The following is a 16,721-nucleotide window of genomic DNA, read 5'->3' as shown; positions in this document are numbered from 1 at the left end:
TCAATCGAAACCGAACCACGGCGTCGGATCGACGGGTACGCCCTCATGGCGCAATTCCACATATAGAACCTGGCGCTGATTTGGGCCGGATTCGGTGGCAGGTTCAACCCCAAAGCCCGCGACCCCTCCGCGCGATTGCGTGAGGGTGCCGACAGGTTCACCCGCCAGGATGACTTCTCCGGCCTGTCTTTGCACGTCGTTCAACCCGGCGAGGATCATCAGCCAACCCTCCGCCGGTTCCAGCACCGCGATCTGGCCGTATTCCAGAAACGGGCCGCTATACCGCAGGGAGGCGGTCCACGGTGCCGTGACCTGACGGACACCCTCAACCCCCAGAACGATGCCGGGGCGCACGGTTCCATCGGCATCGCGCGCGCCATATGCCCGCAGAACATGGCCCGGCGCGGGCAAGGGCAAGGTTCCGCGCGCCTCCTCAAACCGTTGCGGCGATCCCGTGGCCATGGCCGCGCTCTCACGCGCGAGCAGCCGGGCGAACGCCTGAAGGTTCTGGCTGTCCGCCCGCAAACGCGCAACCAGCGCGGGTTCCGGCTCAGGGGGAACGGTTCTGGCGTCCAGCGCGTCACGCAGCGCGATCCGCGCCTGTTGCACGCCCGCCAGCCCGTCCCGCATCAGGTCTTCCGCCCGATCCTGCTCATTGGCGACGATATCGAGTTCGATCATCATGGCCCGCAGCTCGTCCGCCTCCGCCTGCAGGTGGGGTACGATGGCGGCCATCATCTGGGCTGCCCGCGCGGCCCCCTCCGGTCCCGAAGGATGCAGCAACAGCAGCGGCGCAGGTGCCCGACTGACCCGATGCAAGCCGCCCAGCAGGCGCGCCAACCGATCCCGATCCTGCGCCATGCGCGCGCTCAGAACATCCGCGCGCAATGCCAGATCGCGGCTGGCGGACCGTTGCGCGGCCAATCCCGTTTCGTATCCCTGAACCACCCGCCCCAGCACAGAGAGCCTCCGCTCACCGCGCGGCGCGGATGCCAGCCCCTCAGCCGCGTCGCCGATCAGACGCGCCGCCCGCTCCGTCTGCTGCACGGCATCCGTCTGTGCCAGGGCACCGGTGGCCACCACCAAGCCCAGCAAGGCCGCGATGATCCGCATCAGGCGATCAGGCTCCGCCCCGTCATCTCCTCCGGTTTCTCAAGGTTCATCAGATCCAGCAAGCTGGGCGCCAGGTCGGCCAGACGGCCGCTCGACAGGGTCGCCCCCTTGGGACCGCCGACCAGGATCACCGGCACGGGGTTGAGCGTATGCGCCGTGTGCGGCTCACCAGTGGTGGGATCCACCATCACCTCGCAATTGCCATGATCCGCCGTAACGATCATCGCGCCGCCCGCGCTTTCCAAGGCATCCACGACACGGCCCAGCCCGGTATCCACCGCCGCGCAAGCCGCCATCGCCGCCTGCAAATCGCCGGTATGTCCCACCATGTCGGGATTGGCATAGTTCACGACGATCAGATCGTATGTGCCGCTTTCAATGGCGGCGACCAGCTTGTCCGTTACCTCAACCGAGCTCATCTCCGGCTGCATGTCATAGGTCCGCACGTTCGGAGATCTGGGCATGGTGCGATCCTCACCCTCGCTGGGAACCTCGACCCCACCGTTGAGAAAAAACGTCACATGCGGATATTTCTCGGTCTCCGCGATACGAAACTGGTGCTTTCCCTGTGCGGCAACCCACGCGCCCAGCGTGTTGGGAATGTCTTCGGACGGGAACATCACGTCCAGATACGCGTTCAGGTCCTCCGAATACTCGACCATGCCACATGCCGCCGCCAGATCGATCTTGTCCCGCTCGAACCCGTCGAAATCCGGCGCAACGAAGGCGGACAGGATCTCGCGTGCACGATCCGCACGGAAGTTCAGGAACAACACGCCGTCCCCATCCGCCATGCCGGAATATCCGCCCAGCGCGGCGGCGGCGATGAATTCGTCCGTCTCCCCCCGATCATAGGCGGCGGCAATGGCGGTGTCGGCATTGGCCATCGCATCGCCGGTGCCCTTGGCGATCAGATCATAGGCCGCCTGAACCCGGTCCCAGCGATTGTCGCGGTCCATCGCATAGAACCGCCCGATCAGGGTTGCGATCTGCACGCCCTGCGGCAGATCATGCTCCAGCGCATAGACCTGCTCACGCGCTGATTTCGGGGCCACGTCCCGCCCATCCGTGAACAGATGCAGCTTTACCGGCACACCCGCTGCGGCCACCACCTTGGCCGCTTGCAGGATGTGACGCTGGTGCGCGTGAACCCCGCCCGGGGAGGCCAACCCCATCAGATGCGCGGTACCGCCGCTGTCCTTGAGCTTGCGTATGAATCCCGTCAACGCCGCGTTGGTGTCAAAGGAACCGTCCTCGATCGCCTTGTCGATCCTGGGCAGATCCATCCAGACGACGCGTCCCGCGCCGATATTGGTGTGCCCAACCTCGGAATTTCCCATCTGTCCGTCCGGCAGGCCGACATCCCGCCCATGCGCGGCCAGCGTGGCATTGGGACACTCAGCCATCAGCCGATCGAAGACCGGCGTCTCGGCCAGGGCCACGGCGTTCGCTTCGGTCTGCTCGCTTATTCCCCAACCATCGAGGATACACAGGATCACGGGGCGTGGTGTGGACATGGGGCAACTCCTAAATGCTGCACATGACATAGGACGCTACCCATATGTCGGGCAAGCCTGCGGCGCACTTTCGCCAAATATCCCCGCCAACATCCCCGCCAACATCCCCACCGGTGGCATCCTTTATCCAGACTTGCGAAAACAGGCCTCCTTGGCCTAGATGCGCGAAACCGAACACAGGGGCGCATTGCATGAACATCCTCATCCTCGGCGGCGGCGGGCGTGAACACGCGCTGGCATGGGCCATATCGCAGAATCCCAAATGCGATCGGCTGTTCTGCGCGCCCGGCAATGCCGGAATAGCCGAGATTGCGGAATGCGTCCGCATAGACCCTGAGGATTCCGCCGACGTCATCGCCTTCGCCGGGGAACATGCAATCGATTTCGTGGTGATCGGGCCGGAGGCTCCGCTTGCCGCCGGTGTGGCGGACGAATTGCGCGATGCGGGCTATCTGACCTTCGGTCCGTCCAAGGCCGCGGCGCAGGTCGAGGCATCCAAGGCCTTCACCAAGGAATTGTGCGATGCAGCCGGCGCCCCCACCGCCGCCTATGCCCGCTTTACCGATGCCGCCCCGGCGAAGCAGTACATCGCCGCCCAGGGTGCACCGATCGTCATCAAGGCGGACGGCCTCGCCGCAGGCAAGGGCGTGACCGTCGCGATGGATGAAGCCACCGCGCTCTCCGCCATAGACGACTGTTTTTCAGGTGCGTTCGGCGCGGCGGGCGCGGAAGTCGTGATCGAGGAATTCATGGATGGTGAGGAAGTTTCGCTGTTCGTACTGACCGACGGCACCGCCATGCTGCCGCTCGCCTCCGCGCAGGATCACAAACGGGCCTTCGATGGTGACGAGGGGCCCAATACCGGCGGTATGGGCGCATATTCCCCTGCCCCCGTGCTAACGCAGGAATTGCTGGATCAGGCGATGTCGCGCATCGTCGCCCCATGTCTGGCCGAACTGCGCGACCGGGGCACACCGTTTTCAGGCGTGCTTTATGCGGGATTGATGATTCAGGACGGTCAGGCGCGGCTGGTGGAATACAACGCCCGTTTCGGGGACCCGGAATGCCAGTTGTTGATGGCGCGGATGGGTGCACAGGCGCTGGATCTTCTGATCGCCACGGCAGAAGGCAACCTTGCCGACGCAAAGGTCGCCTGGGCGGACGATTACGCCATTACCGTCGTGCTTGCCGCGCGAGGGTATCCCGGCAGCTACGCCAAGGGTGAGGATATCGGCCTGCCCGACCTGACCGGCCAGCCGCTGGTGCAGATATTCCATGCCGGAACGAAGGACGTGGAGGGGCAGCTCGTCTCGAACGGCGGGCGCGTGCTGGCCGTCACCGCGCGGGGGGACACCCTGCGCGCGGCTCGCGATCTGGCCTATTCCGTGGTGGAACGTATCGACTGGCCCGGCGGATTTTACCGAACCGATATCGGCTGGCGCGCGCTCTGAGCGCACGGAAATAGCTGAACGACCGGGAAGACCTGCGCCACGAACCTGCGGCGCAGCCATGTGGCTCTGACGTGCGTGTCAGATCTGCTTTTCAGGCATCCGAACGACCAGCCCGTCCAGCGCGTCCGTCACCTTGATCTGGCACGTCAGGCGCGAGGTGGCGGGATCGGGCTGCCATGCGAAATCGAGCATGTCTTCCTCCATCGGATCCTTGGCCGGTAATTTCTCGGCCCAGGCGCCATCCACGTAGACATGACAGGTCGAACACGCGCACGCGCCGCCGCAATCCGCCTCGATGCCGGGGATGTTGTTGTCGCGCGCGCCCTCCATAACGGTCAGACCGTTGGCTACGTCCACGACGTGCTCGGTGCCGTTATGCTCGATGTAAGTGATCTTAACCATGTCGGTTTCCTCAAGAAATTCTATCCGTGTCACACGGTTTCTAGCGCCAAGCATGAAGCAGCCACAACGGATAACTTTGCGTCGCGTCAGATCGGCGTCCCCGCCGCCGTTAACCACTTTTTCAGCAATTATTAGGATTTTATATAAATATGGATCATATGTATCGAAACAGTTTAGTAAAATTGGAGCGGTTTCATGGAGTGGACGATCGACCTACCCGACAGCGATGCGGAACAAGCGGTTCAGCAGAGCCGTACCGTTCTGACCTCCGATATCCTGGTGGGGCACGTCATGGACACCCCGTTGCAGGGCAATCGCGAAATAGGTGAGGGCGATGACACGGTTGAGGTCTTGGCCACCGCCGACAGCTTCGACTTCGCACTTGAAACGCCTGAGATTGACATCACCGCACCGGCGGACTTCACTCCCATCCCCATGGACCGTACCCGCCTGGATGAAGCGCCGGTGAACTCAGTTCGGCAGGAAGCACCGACGCCGGACGGAACCCTCTGGAATGTCGAGGTTTTCGAGGAGGGCCGTCAGGTCATGACGCCTGCAAACGATCTGATGCAGCAGGCCACGGGCAACCGTATCGACGGCACCGAACTGTTCGGAACGCGCCATGACGACATTCTGACCGGTACGATGGGTGACGACGTCCTGAACGCGGCGAAGGGGGATGACGTGATGACTGGCAGCGCCGGTGCGGATGTGTTCGTCTTCAGCCAGAGCAGTACCGGCAGGGATCGGATCACCGATTTCACCACGGGTGAGGATCACCTCTACTTCGCGGCGGAAACGATCTTCGATCTGGGCGAAATCACCATGACGCAGGAAGGTGACGATGCGTTGCTGAGCTGGCATCGCGGCAATTCCGAGCTGCTGTTGGAGCAGGTCAATCTTGCCGATCTGAACGCGGACAGCTTCATCCTCGCCGCCGCGTAATCACCGCCCCGCGATGCGGGACGGTGTAGCGTTAACCCTTATTGGTCCAGATCGAGCGCGACGAAGCGCGGCTCACCGCCGTCGCGCACCAGCATCAAGACCGATTTGCGACCTGCCGCTTGCACTTCCTCGATGATCGCGACCACATCCGACGGGGCCGCAACGGTTCGCTGGCCGACCTCTGCGATCACCTGTCCCGGACGCATGCCGCGCTCATAGGCATCGCTGAGTTCATCAACCGCCGTGACGACGACGCCATCCACCGAATCGGGGATGTCGTACTGCTCCCGCATCTGGGCCGTAATGCCGCTCAGGGTCATGCCGGCGATCTCGGCCTGCTCGGGCTGGGTGGTCTTTCCGTTCTGCCCTTCGGAATCCGCCTCGACGGTGGAGCTGTCCTCCAACCGACCCAGCGTTACCAACAGGGTTTTTGTTCGACCGTCGCGGAACACGATGACACGCACAGCTTTACCCACCTGGGTCGCGGCAACCACGCGCGGCAGTTCCCGCATCTCATCGATTTGCTGACCGTCGAAGCTCAGAATGACGTCGCCAGCCTCGATTCCGCCCTCGGCGGCGGGGCCGGGGGGGACATCCGCGACCAGGGCGCCCCGCACATCCTCCAGCCCGATCGCCTCGGCCACGGCCTCATCCACGGGTTGAATGCGCACGCCCAGCCAACCGCGGCGGGTTTCACCGAACTCACGCAACTGATCCACCACGCCCGTGACGACAGCCGAGGACATCGAGAATCCGATACCGATCGACCCGCCATTGGGCGACAGGATGGCGGTGTTCACGCCGATCACCTCCCCCTGCATGTTGAACAACGGGCCGCCCGAATTGCCCCGGTTGATCGCCGCATCCGTCTGGATGAAATCGTCGTAGGAGCCTGAAAGCTCCCGATTGCGCGCCGACACGATACCGGCGGAGACGGAAAAGCCTTGCCCCAGCGGATTGCCGATTGCCAGCACCCAGTCCCCCACGCGGGCCAGATCGCTGTCACCGAACGCGACGAATGGCAGCGGGTCCTCCGGCTCGACCTTCAGCACGGCGATATCGGTACGGGGATCGGTGCCAATCAGCTCGGCCGGCAGTTCACTGCCATCCAGAAACTCGACCATGATCTCATCCGCCTGCTCGATCACGTGGTTGTTCGTGACGATGTAGCCATCAGCGGAAATCACGAAGCCCGAGCCAAGAGCCTGCGCGCGACGCTGCTGGGGCGCACCTTCCTGCCGGTCCATGAAATCGCGGAAGAAATCCTCGAACGGCGATCCCTCGGGGATCATCGGGGACAGGCCGGGGTTTTGCGCGGTAATGGTCTGACTGGTCGTGATATTGACCACGGACGGGCTGAGCCGCTGTGCGAGATCGGCGAAACTGCCCGGGCGCGATTGTGCCTGAACCGGGCCGGCATCCGCCGCGATCACGGCAAGGCCCAGACAGGTCGCGAACACGACATGGCAACTCTTGCGGATCACGTTTCTTACTAGGGTCAAATTCTGTCCTCCTGAACGCATTTGGCGAGCCCCGTTCACGGCCCTCGCCTGTAATAATATCTGTCCGCTGACTGTGGCAAAGACAACACAGGGTTCATCGCATCGTTTCACACTTGCGTGAGATTACGTAGTCCGCGCCTGCAATTTCGCAACCAGGGCCTCGAACGCTTCGCCGCGCGCCTCGAAGCTCGCAAACTGGTCGAAACTGGCGCAAGCGGGGGCCAGCAGGACCGTATCGCCGGGTTTCGCAGCGGCGTGAGCCTGCGCGACCGCCTGATCCAGGGTGCTGCTGATCCGGTGCGGATATGTGCCGAGCGATCCGGCAAAATCCTCTGCGGCCTCTCCGATCAAATAGGTGCTGCTGACCCGGTCCATCAGGGGCAACAGGGCGTCGATGCCGCCCGCCTTGGCCACTCCGCCCGCGATCCAGTGGATGTTGTCGAAGGCCAGTAGGGCCTGCGCCGCCGCATCCGCGTTCGTGGCCTTGGAATCGTTCACATAGCGGACACCGTCGATGGTCGCGATCACCTGACAGCGATGGCGCAGGCCGGGATAGCTGCGCATTCCGCCCTCGATCTGCCGTGGCCCCAAACCGAGCGCGCGGCCCACCGCAAACGCGGCGCAAGCATTCTGATGGTTGTGCGCACCGGGCAGACCGGCAATGTCGCGCAGATCGAAGGACGCGACCTGACGGCCCTTGCGCCATTCGGCAAGGTGCCCCTTGCGCGCGAAAACTGACCAACCGTCCCCCGTCAGCCGCTGCCCTGAGGAGACCCTGATAACCGGATCGCCCGTCGCGGCCTCCTCACGCAGTTGCTGCGCCAGATATCTGCCCTCGACCTCATCCACTCCGATGATCGAGCGTTCGGGACCGCCCTCCGCGAACAGGCGGCGCTTTGCTGCGAAATATCCCCCCATACCGCCGTGGCGGTCCAGATGATCGGGCGAAAGGTTCGTGAACACCGCGATATCGGGGGACAGGGCGCGGGCCAGCTCGGTCTGATAGCTTGAAAGCTCCAGCACCACGACACCGCCATCGCGGCCCGGATCCAGGTCGAGCACACCACGCCCGATATTGCCGCCCATCTGCACGGACATTCCGGCAGCTTGCAGGATATGCGCGATCAGTGCCGTCGTGGTGGACTTGCCGTTCGAACCGGTAACGCAGACCACGCGGGGCGGACGCTCGAACTCATCCCAATCAGGGGTGGCGAAGCTGCGAAAGAACAATCCGATATCGTTGTCCACGACCGCATCGTGCCGCCACGCCTGTTCGATCGCGGGATGCGGGGCGGGATACAGATGCGGAATACCGGGCGAGGTTATCAGCGCGTCGATCCCGTTCCAGACATTCTCGCGGGTCAGATCGGCGATGGCGAACCCCTCAGCCTGCGCGGCTGCGCGAGCGGCCTCACCATCATCCCAGCAGATGGGAATCGCATCGCCTGCCGCCAGCGCACGCGCCGTGGTCAGGCCGGAGCGGCCCAATCCCAGCACCGCGACCTTGCGCCCCGCATAACCGCGCACTGGAATCATGATCCGCCCCCAATTTGCTCAATAAATATTCCCGGTGAAGGCGGTTTAACGCAGCTTCAGCGTGGCCAGTCCGATCAGGGCGAGAATCAGCGCGATAATCCAGAACCGAATGACGATCGTGCTCTCGGCCCAGCCCTTTTTCTCGAAATGGTGGTGGATCGGGGCCATCAGAAACACACGCTTGCCGGTCTGCTTGAACACCGCGACCTGAATGATAACGCTCAGCGCCTCCACCACGAACAGGCCGCCGATGATGCTCAGAACGATCTCGTGCTTGGTGGCGACGGCAATCGCGCCCAGCGCGCCCCCCAAGGCCAGCGAGCCGGTATCGCCCATGAACACCGCGGCCGGTGGCGCATTATACCACAGAAAGCCGAGGCCCGCGCCGATGACGGCGGCACAGAAAACCGTGATTTCTCCGGTCCCCTCGACATAATGCACATCCAGATATTCGGTGAAGTCGGTCCGGCCCACGAAATACGCGATGACCCCGAACGAGGCGGCCGCGATCATCACCGGCATGATCGCCAACCCGTCCAGCCCGTCTGTCAGGTTCACGGCATTCGCGGCCCCGACGATGACGATCATCGCGAAGGGGATGAAAACGAAGGAAAGGTTCAGCAAGACATCCTTGAAGATCGGAAAAGCCAGCTGGCCTGACAGCTCCGGCGTATGCAGATACATCGCCCAGATCGCCGCCGCACCTGCCACTGTGAATCCAATGGCCAGCCGCACCTTGCCCGAAACACCCTTGTGATTGCCCGCGCTGACCTTGGCATAATCGTCGGCAAAGCCGATTGCCCCGAAGCCGAAAGTGACCATCAGTACCATCCACACCCAGCCGGAATCGAGCCGCGCCCACAGCAGGGTGGAGATCAGCAGCGCCAGCAGGATCAGCACGCCACCCATGGTGGGGGTTCCGGCCTTTTCGATGATATGACGTTCAGGCCCGTCCGCGCGGATCGGCTGGCCCCGTTTCTGCCGTCTGCGCAATTCGTCGATCAGCGGGCGACCGAAGGCGAACCCGATGATCAGCGCGGTCAAAAACGCGCCACCGGATCGAAAAGTCAAATATCTGAACAGGTTGAAGACGTCGCCGCCGTCGGAAAGATTGGTAAGCAGGTAAAACATTAAGCGTCCTCATCCTCGGTACTCTGCGCTGGAACCGCCTGCCCCAGTTTCAGCACCGCGTCAACGACCCGCGACGCGCGTGAGCCCTTCGATCCCTTGACCAGTGCGACATCGCCCGCATCCAGCAATCGCCCGGCCCGCGCGGCCAACTCGTCCGCCGTCGCGTACCATTCGCCGCGTCGCGACGGTGGCAGCGCCTTGTGCAGGGCACGCATCAATGGACCCGCACAATGAATCCGGTCGATCCGCTCGATGGCCCGCAGGTCCGCCAATGCGGCGTGATGCCGTTCGGCGTCTGGTCCCAGTTCGAGCATATCTGTCAGGAACGCCACCCTGCGCCCCTTGGCCACGCGCCCGATGCCGTTCTTCGGCTCGGCAGCATCCAGCACATCAAAGGCCGCCGCCATCGAGGTGGGATTGGCATTATAGGCGTCGTCGATCAACAACAGCGATCCGTCGATGGCGGCCTGACCCAACCGGATGCGCCAACGCGCGCCGCGCCCGTCAGGCGCGCTCCACCGGCCCAGACGCATCGCGGCCTGTGCGACATCCGCGCCGACAGCCTCGACCGCGGCAAGGACCGCCATCGCGTTCATCGCAAGATGTCGCCCGGGCGTGCCAAGCTTGAACAACAGCCGATCCCCGCGCACCCGCGCAATCGCGCAGGTGGTGGCGCCGCGCAATCGGGTGGAGATCAGGCGAAACATCGGGCGTCCCGCCCCGCCGAAGGTCACGATGCTGGCCCCCGCCCGCTCCGCCCGCCGGCGCACCGTGCGGTAGGTCGCATCATCCCGATTGAGGATCGCCGTGCCCCCCGGTTCGAGACCCGCCACGATGGAGGCCTTTTCCCGCGCGATGCCGCGAACGTCGCTGAAGGCCTCTGCGTGAACGGCGGCGACGGTGGTGACTATCGCCACATGCGGGCGGGCCAGACGCGACAGGGGTGCGATCTCTCCCGGTGCGTTCATCCCGATCTCGATCACGGCAAAATCCGCCTCTCGCGGCATGCGTGCCAGAGTCAGGGGTACGCCCCAATGGTTGTTGAAGCTGCGCTCCGCCGCGTGGACGATGCCAACCTCGCCCAGAACCGAGCGGAGCATGTCCTTGGTTCCGGTCTTTCCAACCGATCCGGTGACGGCGATCACCTTGCCGTGCATCCGGGCGCGTGCAGCGATGCCCAGTTCCTCCAGCGCCTTCAACACGTCCGCTACGATCAGCAGTGGGGCATCCTCGGCCACGCCCTCGGGCCGATGGCTCACCAGCGCGGCCGCCGCGCCTGCGGCAAGCGCCTGCGCCACGAATTCATGCCCGTCGCGCACGTCCTTGAGTGCGACGAACAGATCGCCGGGCTGCAATTCGCGTGTGTCGATGGACACGCCGGTCGCGCTCCACCCCTGGGGGCCGGTGCCACCGGTGGCCTGCTGCGCCTCCTGTGCTATCCATAGAGGTGTCATGACGGCTCCCCCCCGTGCTGGGCGTGCTGGTCGTGGGAGATATTCCCGCCGGATGCATAAGACGCCATCATTCCGCCGTCACCGCCGAACGTCGCGCGACCTCCACATCATTGAACGGCAATGTTTTATCACCGACGATCTGACCCGTCTCGTGACCCTTTCCGGCGATCAGCAATGTATCGTGCGGACCCAGCATCGCCACCCCGGCGGCGATCGCTTGCGCCCTGTCCCCGATCTCCCGCGCGCCTGGGGCCCCGGCCATGACGGCGGCGCGGATGACGGCTGGATCCTCGCTGCGCGGGTTGTCATCGGTGACGATCACCACATCCGCAGCCTGCGTTGCGGCCTCACCCATCAGGGATCGCTTGCCCGGATCGCGGTCGCCCCCGGCACCGAGGATGCAGATCAGCTTTCCCTCGACATGCAGACGCAGCGCGCGCAGCGCCGTGGCGATGCTGTCGGGCGTATGGGAATAATCGACGTAGATCGCCCCGCCCGAGGTGGCATGGGCGGCCAGCTGCATGCGCCCGGCGACCGACTCCAAAACCTCCAGCGCGGCAAAGACATCCGGCGCGGCACCGCCGCATGCCAGCGCCAGTCCGGCGGCCAGCAGCGCATTTTCCGCCTGAAAGGAGCCGATCAGCCGCAACGATGCGGTATGCTCCGCCCCCCCATAGGCGAATGTCACGCGCTGGCCGGAAGCCTCGAACGTCGTATCGCACAGGCGCAGGTCCGCTGTAGAAGTCCGACCAACGGTCAGAACCTTGCGCCCTGCCCCCGTGGCGCGCGCGATCATGCGCTCACCCGCGTCGGTATCCAGATTTATCACGGCGGTAGCGCCCTCGGGCAGGACGCGGTCGAACAACAGGCCCTTCGCGGCCTCATAATCCGCCACGGTCGCGTGATAGTCGAGGTGATCGCGGCTCAGATGGGTGAAGGCCGCCGCGCGCAATCTGACACCGTCCAGCCTGCGCTGCGCCAGGCCGTGGCTCGACGCCTCCATCGCGCCGTGGGTGACGCCGCGCCCGGCCAGATCGGCCAGCAGGCGGTGCAACGTCACCGGCTCGGGGGTGGTGTGGCTCAACGGTGCGCTGACCGCGCCCTCGACGCCCGTCGTGCCGAAATTGACCGCACAAAGACCCATCGCGGACCAGAGCTGCCTTGTGAAACTGGCGACGGAGGTCTTGCCATTCGTCCCCGTCACGGCGACCATCGTTTCGGGTTGCGCACCGTACCAGCGCGCCGCAAGCCCCGACAGGGCCGCACGGGCATCCTGCGCGACCAGCCACACGGCACCGTCATCGGGCGTCGCATGGGCGTAGCCATCCTCATCCGTCAGGATCGCGACGGCTCCAGCCGCGAGGGCGTCGGATGCGAAACGGGCACCATGCGCGTTGACCCCCGGCAGGGCCGCGAACAAAACGCCGGGTCGCACATCGCGGCTGTCCACCGCCAGACCCGTGATCTGCGGCGAGCCGGAACCACGGCGCAGATCCGTCAGCCCCAGCGAGTCCAGCGTTCTGGGCATCATGTTCGGTGCTTCGGTCACGCTATCGTCCATTCCTTCAGGTCATCGGCCTGCCACCGAATTTCCCGCGAGTTGTAGCCCTGCGCCATCCCCGACAGGCAACGCGCAAGGCAAGTTGTGTCACTGTGCAACGCGCGCCAGTGTGGTGGTCCCCTGATCCGCAACGATGACCTCGGGCGTCGGTCGCATCCCCAGGATCGGTGCGATGCGCGTCACCAGCATTCCCATCGTCGGTGCCGCCGTCCAGCCTGCCGTGCGCCGGATCATTCCGGCGGCAAATGTCTCCGGCTCATCCAGCGAGACGACGACGACATAACGCGGATCGGAAGCGGGAAACATCCCCGCGAATGTGGCGATCACCTTGTCATCGGCATAACCGCCTGCGATGGGCTTGTCCGCCGTACCCGTCTTTCCGCCGACCTGATAGCCTTCGATATCGGCGTAGCTGGCCGTGCCACGTGACACGACGGCCCGTAGCATCTGGTTCAGCGCCTGCGAGGTTTCGCGGCTGACCACGCGGTCTTCCTCGGTCGGGGCGGGTGCCCCTGCCAACAGCGTCGGGCGCACGCGCAATCCACCGTTCACGATGGACGCATAGGCAGAGGCCAGATGCAGCGGTGTCGCCGCCAGCCCGTGCCCGTAGCTGATCGTCATGGTGCTCAATTCGGACCAGCGCGGCGGCAACAGCGGCCTTGCGCTGCGCGCCTCGGGCAATTCGACGGGTGAGGCATCGAAGAAGCCCAGTTCGCGCAGAAAATCCTGCTGTGCCAGCGTTCCCGTTTCCAGAGCGATCCGGGCGGACCCGATATTGGAGGATTGGACCATGACCTCCGTCAGGGACAGTTCCGGTCCGTAATTGTGAAAATCGCGAATGCGAAACCGGCCCCAGGTCAGCGGGCCGCGCGTGTCGATGATCGTGCCGGGGGCGGCCACTCCGCGTTCCATCGCGTTGGCGGCCGCGAACGCCTTGAACGTGGAGCCGAGTTCGTACACGCCCTGCGACGCCCGCGAAAACAGCAGATCGCCCTGCGGCCCGCGCGGTGCCGGGCGATCGTTCGGATCGAAGTCGGGAAGCGAGACCATCGCCACGACCTCACCGTTTTGTGCATCCATCACGATGGCGGCGGCACCGATTGCGGTAAAGTTCTCCATCTGGGCGGCCAGCACGTCGCGCACCGCGTTCTGAACACGCATGTCGATGCTCAGTTGCAGCGGAGTATTGACCTGCGCCGGATCGCCGAGGCGGTCGTCATACTGGTATTCGATGCCGGCGACACCTTCCAGCTCCGCCGCGCGGGCGCCTTCCCGTTCGTATCGTGAGCCGCCCAGAATATGCCCGGCCCGCTGCCCCTGCGGGTAAACGCGCGTCTCACGCGGGCCAAAGTAAACGCCGGGCTGGCCCAGATCGAACACCGCCTGTTGCTGCTCGGGGCTGATCTCGGAGCGGATCCAATGGAAATTGCCGGGGCCCTCGAACTTCTCCAGCAGGGTTTCGGCGCTCAGATCGGGAAAGATCGCGGCCAGTCCCTGCGCCACGCCGGCCTTGTCCACCATTTGCCGGGTTTCGACATAGATCGCGTTCGTCACCATGTTCGTCGCCAGCAGGACGCCGTTGCGATCGACTATATCCGCCCGGTGCGCCCGGATCGGATCGCCCGCGATTTCGCGCACAGGCTCCTCGGGATCGGTTGCGGCGATCAGCGCCATCTTGCCGCCCACGGCGGAAAACCCCATGACGAACACGGCGCAGAGCAGCCATAGCCGCCATTCGGCACGGCGCCGCTCCTCGGACCGACGATTGCGCAGCACCGCCGCGCGGCGCTCAGCCTCGGCCAGATCGGGATCCAGCCCTTGCGATCGGGCCGCGATCACACGTGCCAGCGGTCTGAGGGGAACCCGCATCATTGCGCCAGCCCCGCCTCTTGCAAGGTCATGGGCAGACGCCCCTCACCCAGGGCCACGGCCCGCGTTGGCGCAGGAACGAAGATGTCATGCACGGGATAGGCCACCATGCGCAGTTCCCCGAAATGATCCGGGTGCAGCGGCATCAAGCCCAGCGTGGCAAGGTGCAGTTCGACCAGAGCCTCCAGCCGCTCGGGCCGGTTCAGCCAGGCCCATTCGACACGCAGCACCGAAATGGCCTCACGCTCCGCCGCGATCTCCCTTTGCAGGGTCGCCACCTGCTCCAGCGCGGATTTCGTGCGGTAGTTGACCTGATAGGCCCAGAACGCCACCCCGACGACCAGAGCGATGGCCAGCACGTAGATCGGAGATTTCATTTCGACCCTCCTTCGGATGACAGCAAAGTCCGGTCCAACCCCGGCAGGCCGAGGCCCGCCACATCCGCCGCGAACGGCGCGGCAACCGTGCGGCGCGCGGCGCGCAGTTTGGCGGAACGGGCGCGCGGGTTGCGCTCCAGTTCCTCACGCCCTGCCGTCACGGCCTTGCGCGTTATCATCTCGAAACTGGGGGGCGTCACGTGCTGCACCGGCGCGTATCTGCTGCCGCCGCCGCCCTTGCCCGCGCGATCCGCCAGAAACCGCTTCACGATCCGATCCTCCAGCGAATGGAAGGTCACGACGATCAGCGTGCCGCCGGGTGCCAGCATCCGCTCGGCCGCCAGAAGGCCGCGCACCAGTTCGGCCAGCTCCTCATTCACGGCGATGCGCAGCGCCTGAAAGGTGCGGGTCGCGGGGTGCGGCTGACCCGGTTTGCCGCGCGGCACTTCCTTGCTGATGATCTCAGCCAGAGCCAGGGTCGAATCCGCGACCGGCCGGGCCGCGACGATGGCCTTCGCGATGCGGCGCGAGGCGCGTTCCTCACCATATTGAAAGATGATGTCGGCCAATTGCGCCTCGGTCGCGTCATTCACCAGATCGAACGCGCGCAGCCCGTTGCGCCCCATGCGCATGTCCAGCGGGCCATCCTTTTGAAACGAGAAGCCCCGCTCCGCCTCGTCGATCTGCATCGAGGAAACGCCGATGTCCAAGACCACGCCGTCCAGCGCGTCGGCCCCGGCATCGCGGGCCAATATGTCGAGTTGCCCGAAGGTTCCGGGCAGGAAGGTGAACCGGTCGGCATAGGGCTGCGTCCAGGTGCCCAGCTCCGCCTCCGCCCTCGGATCACGGTCCACGCCCATGAGCCGTTGCGCGCCGGCGTCCAGCAATGCGCGGGTGTATCCCCCCGCGCCCAGGGTTCCGTCCAGCCAGACACCGCCGACCGGGGACGCGGCGGCGATGACCTCATCCAGCAATACGGGTATGTGTGGTGCGCCGGTCATGCCAGATACTTCTGCTGCGCCGCGCGCATCAGGACGAACAGATCGTCCGGGGCGGGTTCGGCCTGCAACCATTCCAGCATGTTCGCCTTGTGCGCGGCATATTCGGCTGGCGACCAGATCTGAAAGCTGTCGATGAGGCCGACGAAAACCGCCTGATCGGTGATGTTTGCCTTCGCCTTCATCTCCGCCGTCAGTCCGAACCGGCCGTTGTCGTCCAGCGTCAGATTGTCCGATCCCGCGGCCAGCAGCGCCGACAGGGCGTCACGTTCCTTGGCGAATCGCGGAAGCGCCGCGACATCGTCGTCGATCTTGGCCATTTCATCGGTGGTATAAACGTTGAGACATTTGCGGCGGTCCTGATTCTTGACCACGACCATCGGCACGGGCGCGCCTTCGGCCCACCCCTCGACACCTTCGAGAACCCGGCGAAACGGCGCAGGTACGGAGACGCGACCCTTCGCGTCCACCTTATGCGTCGATTCTCCACGAAACCTCAGCGCCACGCAACCTGTCCCCTGTTAGTACGCACAGTATAGGGCTTTAATAGAAACGGCGGGTGCGCCGCTCGATTGCACACCCGCCGACTGTCCCTCGAAGATCTACCGACGCATTGGCTGCATTGGTTCGGTTTGCGCCTTATTATACTGCTGTCGTGCCTTCTTTTTGTCTCAGACGAGAGCTTGCCTGTATGAGTTCTGCCAACTCCCGGCCGAATTCTTTGAACGATCCGATCCGGTTCTGCTCTCGTCTGTGAATGTTCTAGCATGGGAAGACATGGGAAACAAACAAATTTGATGGGATTTGAGCACAATCTGGCAGGACGCAGTTTACCGGAAACGGAGGCGAAGCAGGTGAAGCACAA

At 64.4% G+C, this 16,721-nt stretch carries 14 protein-coding genes; 2 read left to right on the top strand and 12 right to left on the bottom strand.

The window, feature by feature from the left end; genetic code table 11:
* A complete protein-coding gene (locus H1S03_RS03065) occupies nt 1–1,113 on the bottom strand; it encodes a murein hydrolase activator EnvC family protein (RefSeq protein WP_185803111.1) in 1,113 nt (370 codons plus the stop codon).
* A complete protein-coding gene (gpmI, locus tag H1S03_RS03060; protein ID WP_185803110.1) occupies nt 1,113–2,630 on the bottom strand; it encodes a 2,3-bisphosphoglycerate-independent phosphoglycerate mutase in 1,518 nt (505 codons plus the stop codon). The genes H1S03_RS03065 and gpmI overlap by 1 nt, the downstream gene beginning before the upstream one ends.
* Before the next feature lie 191 nt (nt 2,631–2,821).
* On the opposite strand from gpmI, the gene purD reads away from it, so the two are divergent.
* Nucleotides 2,822–4,081, top strand: coding sequence for a phosphoribosylamine--glycine ligase (gene purD / locus H1S03_RS03055; protein ID WP_185803109.1), 1,260 nt, complete (start codon nt 2,822–2,824; stop codon nt 4,079–4,081).
* 78 nt (nt 4,082–4,159) lie between these two features.
* Here purD and H1S03_RS03050 read toward each other — a convergent pair whose 3' ends face one another.
* Nucleotides 4,160–4,483: a 2Fe-2S iron-sulfur cluster-binding protein gene (locus tag H1S03_RS03050; RefSeq protein WP_185803108.1), complete on the bottom strand. Its 324-nt coding sequence runs from the start codon at nt 4,481–4,483 to the stop codon at nt 4,160–4,162.
* A gap of 195 nt (nt 4,484–4,678) precedes the next feature.
* Here H1S03_RS03050 and H1S03_RS03045 point away from each other — a divergent pair, with 195 nt between their 5' ends.
* Nucleotides 4,679–5,428 carry a calcium-binding protein gene (locus tag H1S03_RS03045; protein WP_185803107.1) on the top strand — a complete coding sequence of 250 codons (750 nt, stop codon included), beginning with the start codon at nt 4,679–4,681 and terminating at the stop codon, nt 5,426–5,428.
* 38 nt (nt 5,429–5,466) lie between these two features.
* Here H1S03_RS03045 and H1S03_RS03040 read toward each other — a convergent pair whose 3' ends face one another.
* The 9 genes from H1S03_RS03040 to H1S03_RS03000 all read right to left on the bottom strand — a co-directional run bounded on the left by H1S03_RS03040 (nt 5,467) and on the right by H1S03_RS03000 (nt 16,362).
* Nucleotides 5,467–6,951: a DegQ family serine endoprotease gene (locus tag H1S03_RS03040; RefSeq protein WP_185803106.1), complete on the bottom strand. Its 1,485-nt coding sequence runs from the start codon at nt 6,949–6,951 to the stop codon at nt 5,467–5,469.
* Between the two features lie 102 nt (nt 6,952–7,053).
* Nucleotides 7,054–8,466 (bottom strand): UDP-N-acetylmuramoyl-L-alanine--D-glutamate ligase, encoded by a 1,413-nt coding sequence (murD, locus tag H1S03_RS03035; RefSeq protein ID WP_185803105.1) that lies wholly within the window; start codon nt 8,464–8,466, stop codon nt 7,054–7,056.
* Between the two features lie 45 nt (nt 8,467–8,511).
* Nucleotides 8,512–9,597: a phospho-N-acetylmuramoyl-pentapeptide-transferase gene (mraY, locus tag H1S03_RS03030; RefSeq protein ID WP_166192725.1), complete on the bottom strand. Its 1,086-nt coding sequence runs from the start codon at nt 9,595–9,597 to the stop codon at nt 8,512–8,514.
* On the bottom strand, nt 9,597–11,051 hold the full coding sequence (locus H1S03_RS03025; RefSeq protein WP_185803104.1) for a UDP-N-acetylmuramoyl-tripeptide--D-alanyl-D-alanine ligase: 1,455 nt from the start codon (nt 11,049–11,051) through the stop codon (nt 9,597–9,599). Before H1S03_RS03025 ends, mraY begins: the two co-directional genes overlap by 1 nt.
* Before the next feature lie 67 nt (nt 11,052–11,118).
* Entirely contained in the window at nt 11,119–12,612 is a 1,494-nt protein-coding gene (locus H1S03_RS03020) for a UDP-N-acetylmuramoyl-L-alanyl-D-glutamate--2,6-diaminopimelate ligase (RefSeq protein WP_249777792.1), read from the bottom strand.
* Nucleotides 12,613–12,699: 87 nt separating this feature from the next.
* Nucleotides 12,700–14,484 carry a peptidoglycan D,D-transpeptidase FtsI family protein gene (locus H1S03_RS03015; protein WP_185803103.1) on the bottom strand — a complete coding sequence of 595 codons (1,785 nt, stop codon included), beginning with the start codon at nt 14,482–14,484 and terminating at the stop codon, nt 12,700–12,702.
* Nucleotides 14,481–14,858 (bottom strand): cell division protein FtsL, encoded by a 378-nt coding sequence (gene ftsL, locus H1S03_RS03010; protein ID WP_166192734.1) that lies wholly within the window; start codon nt 14,856–14,858, stop codon nt 14,481–14,483. The genes H1S03_RS03015 and ftsL overlap by 4 nt, the downstream gene beginning before the upstream one ends.
* A complete protein-coding gene (gene rsmH / locus H1S03_RS03005; protein WP_185803102.1) occupies nt 14,855–15,859 on the bottom strand; it encodes a 16S rRNA (cytosine(1402)-N(4))-methyltransferase RsmH in 1,005 nt (334 codons plus the stop codon). Before rsmH ends, ftsL begins: the two co-directional genes overlap by 4 nt.
* Nucleotides 15,856–16,362: a division/cell wall cluster transcriptional repressor MraZ gene (locus H1S03_RS03000; protein ID WP_166192739.1), complete on the bottom strand. Its 507-nt coding sequence runs from the start codon at nt 16,360–16,362 to the stop codon at nt 15,856–15,858. The genes rsmH and H1S03_RS03000 overlap by 4 nt, the downstream gene beginning before the upstream one ends.
* Nucleotides 16,363–16,721 lie beyond the last annotated feature (359 nt).

The organism is Pontivivens nitratireducens (genome assembly GCF_014235845.1).
In the GTDB taxonomy this organism is placed as follows: domain Bacteria; phylum Pseudomonadota; class Alphaproteobacteria; order Rhodobacterales; family Rhodobacteraceae; genus Pontivivens; species Pontivivens nitratireducens.
The sequence above is the reverse complement of the archived record's forward strand: the minus strand, read 5'-3'. Positions and strand labels throughout refer to the sequence as shown.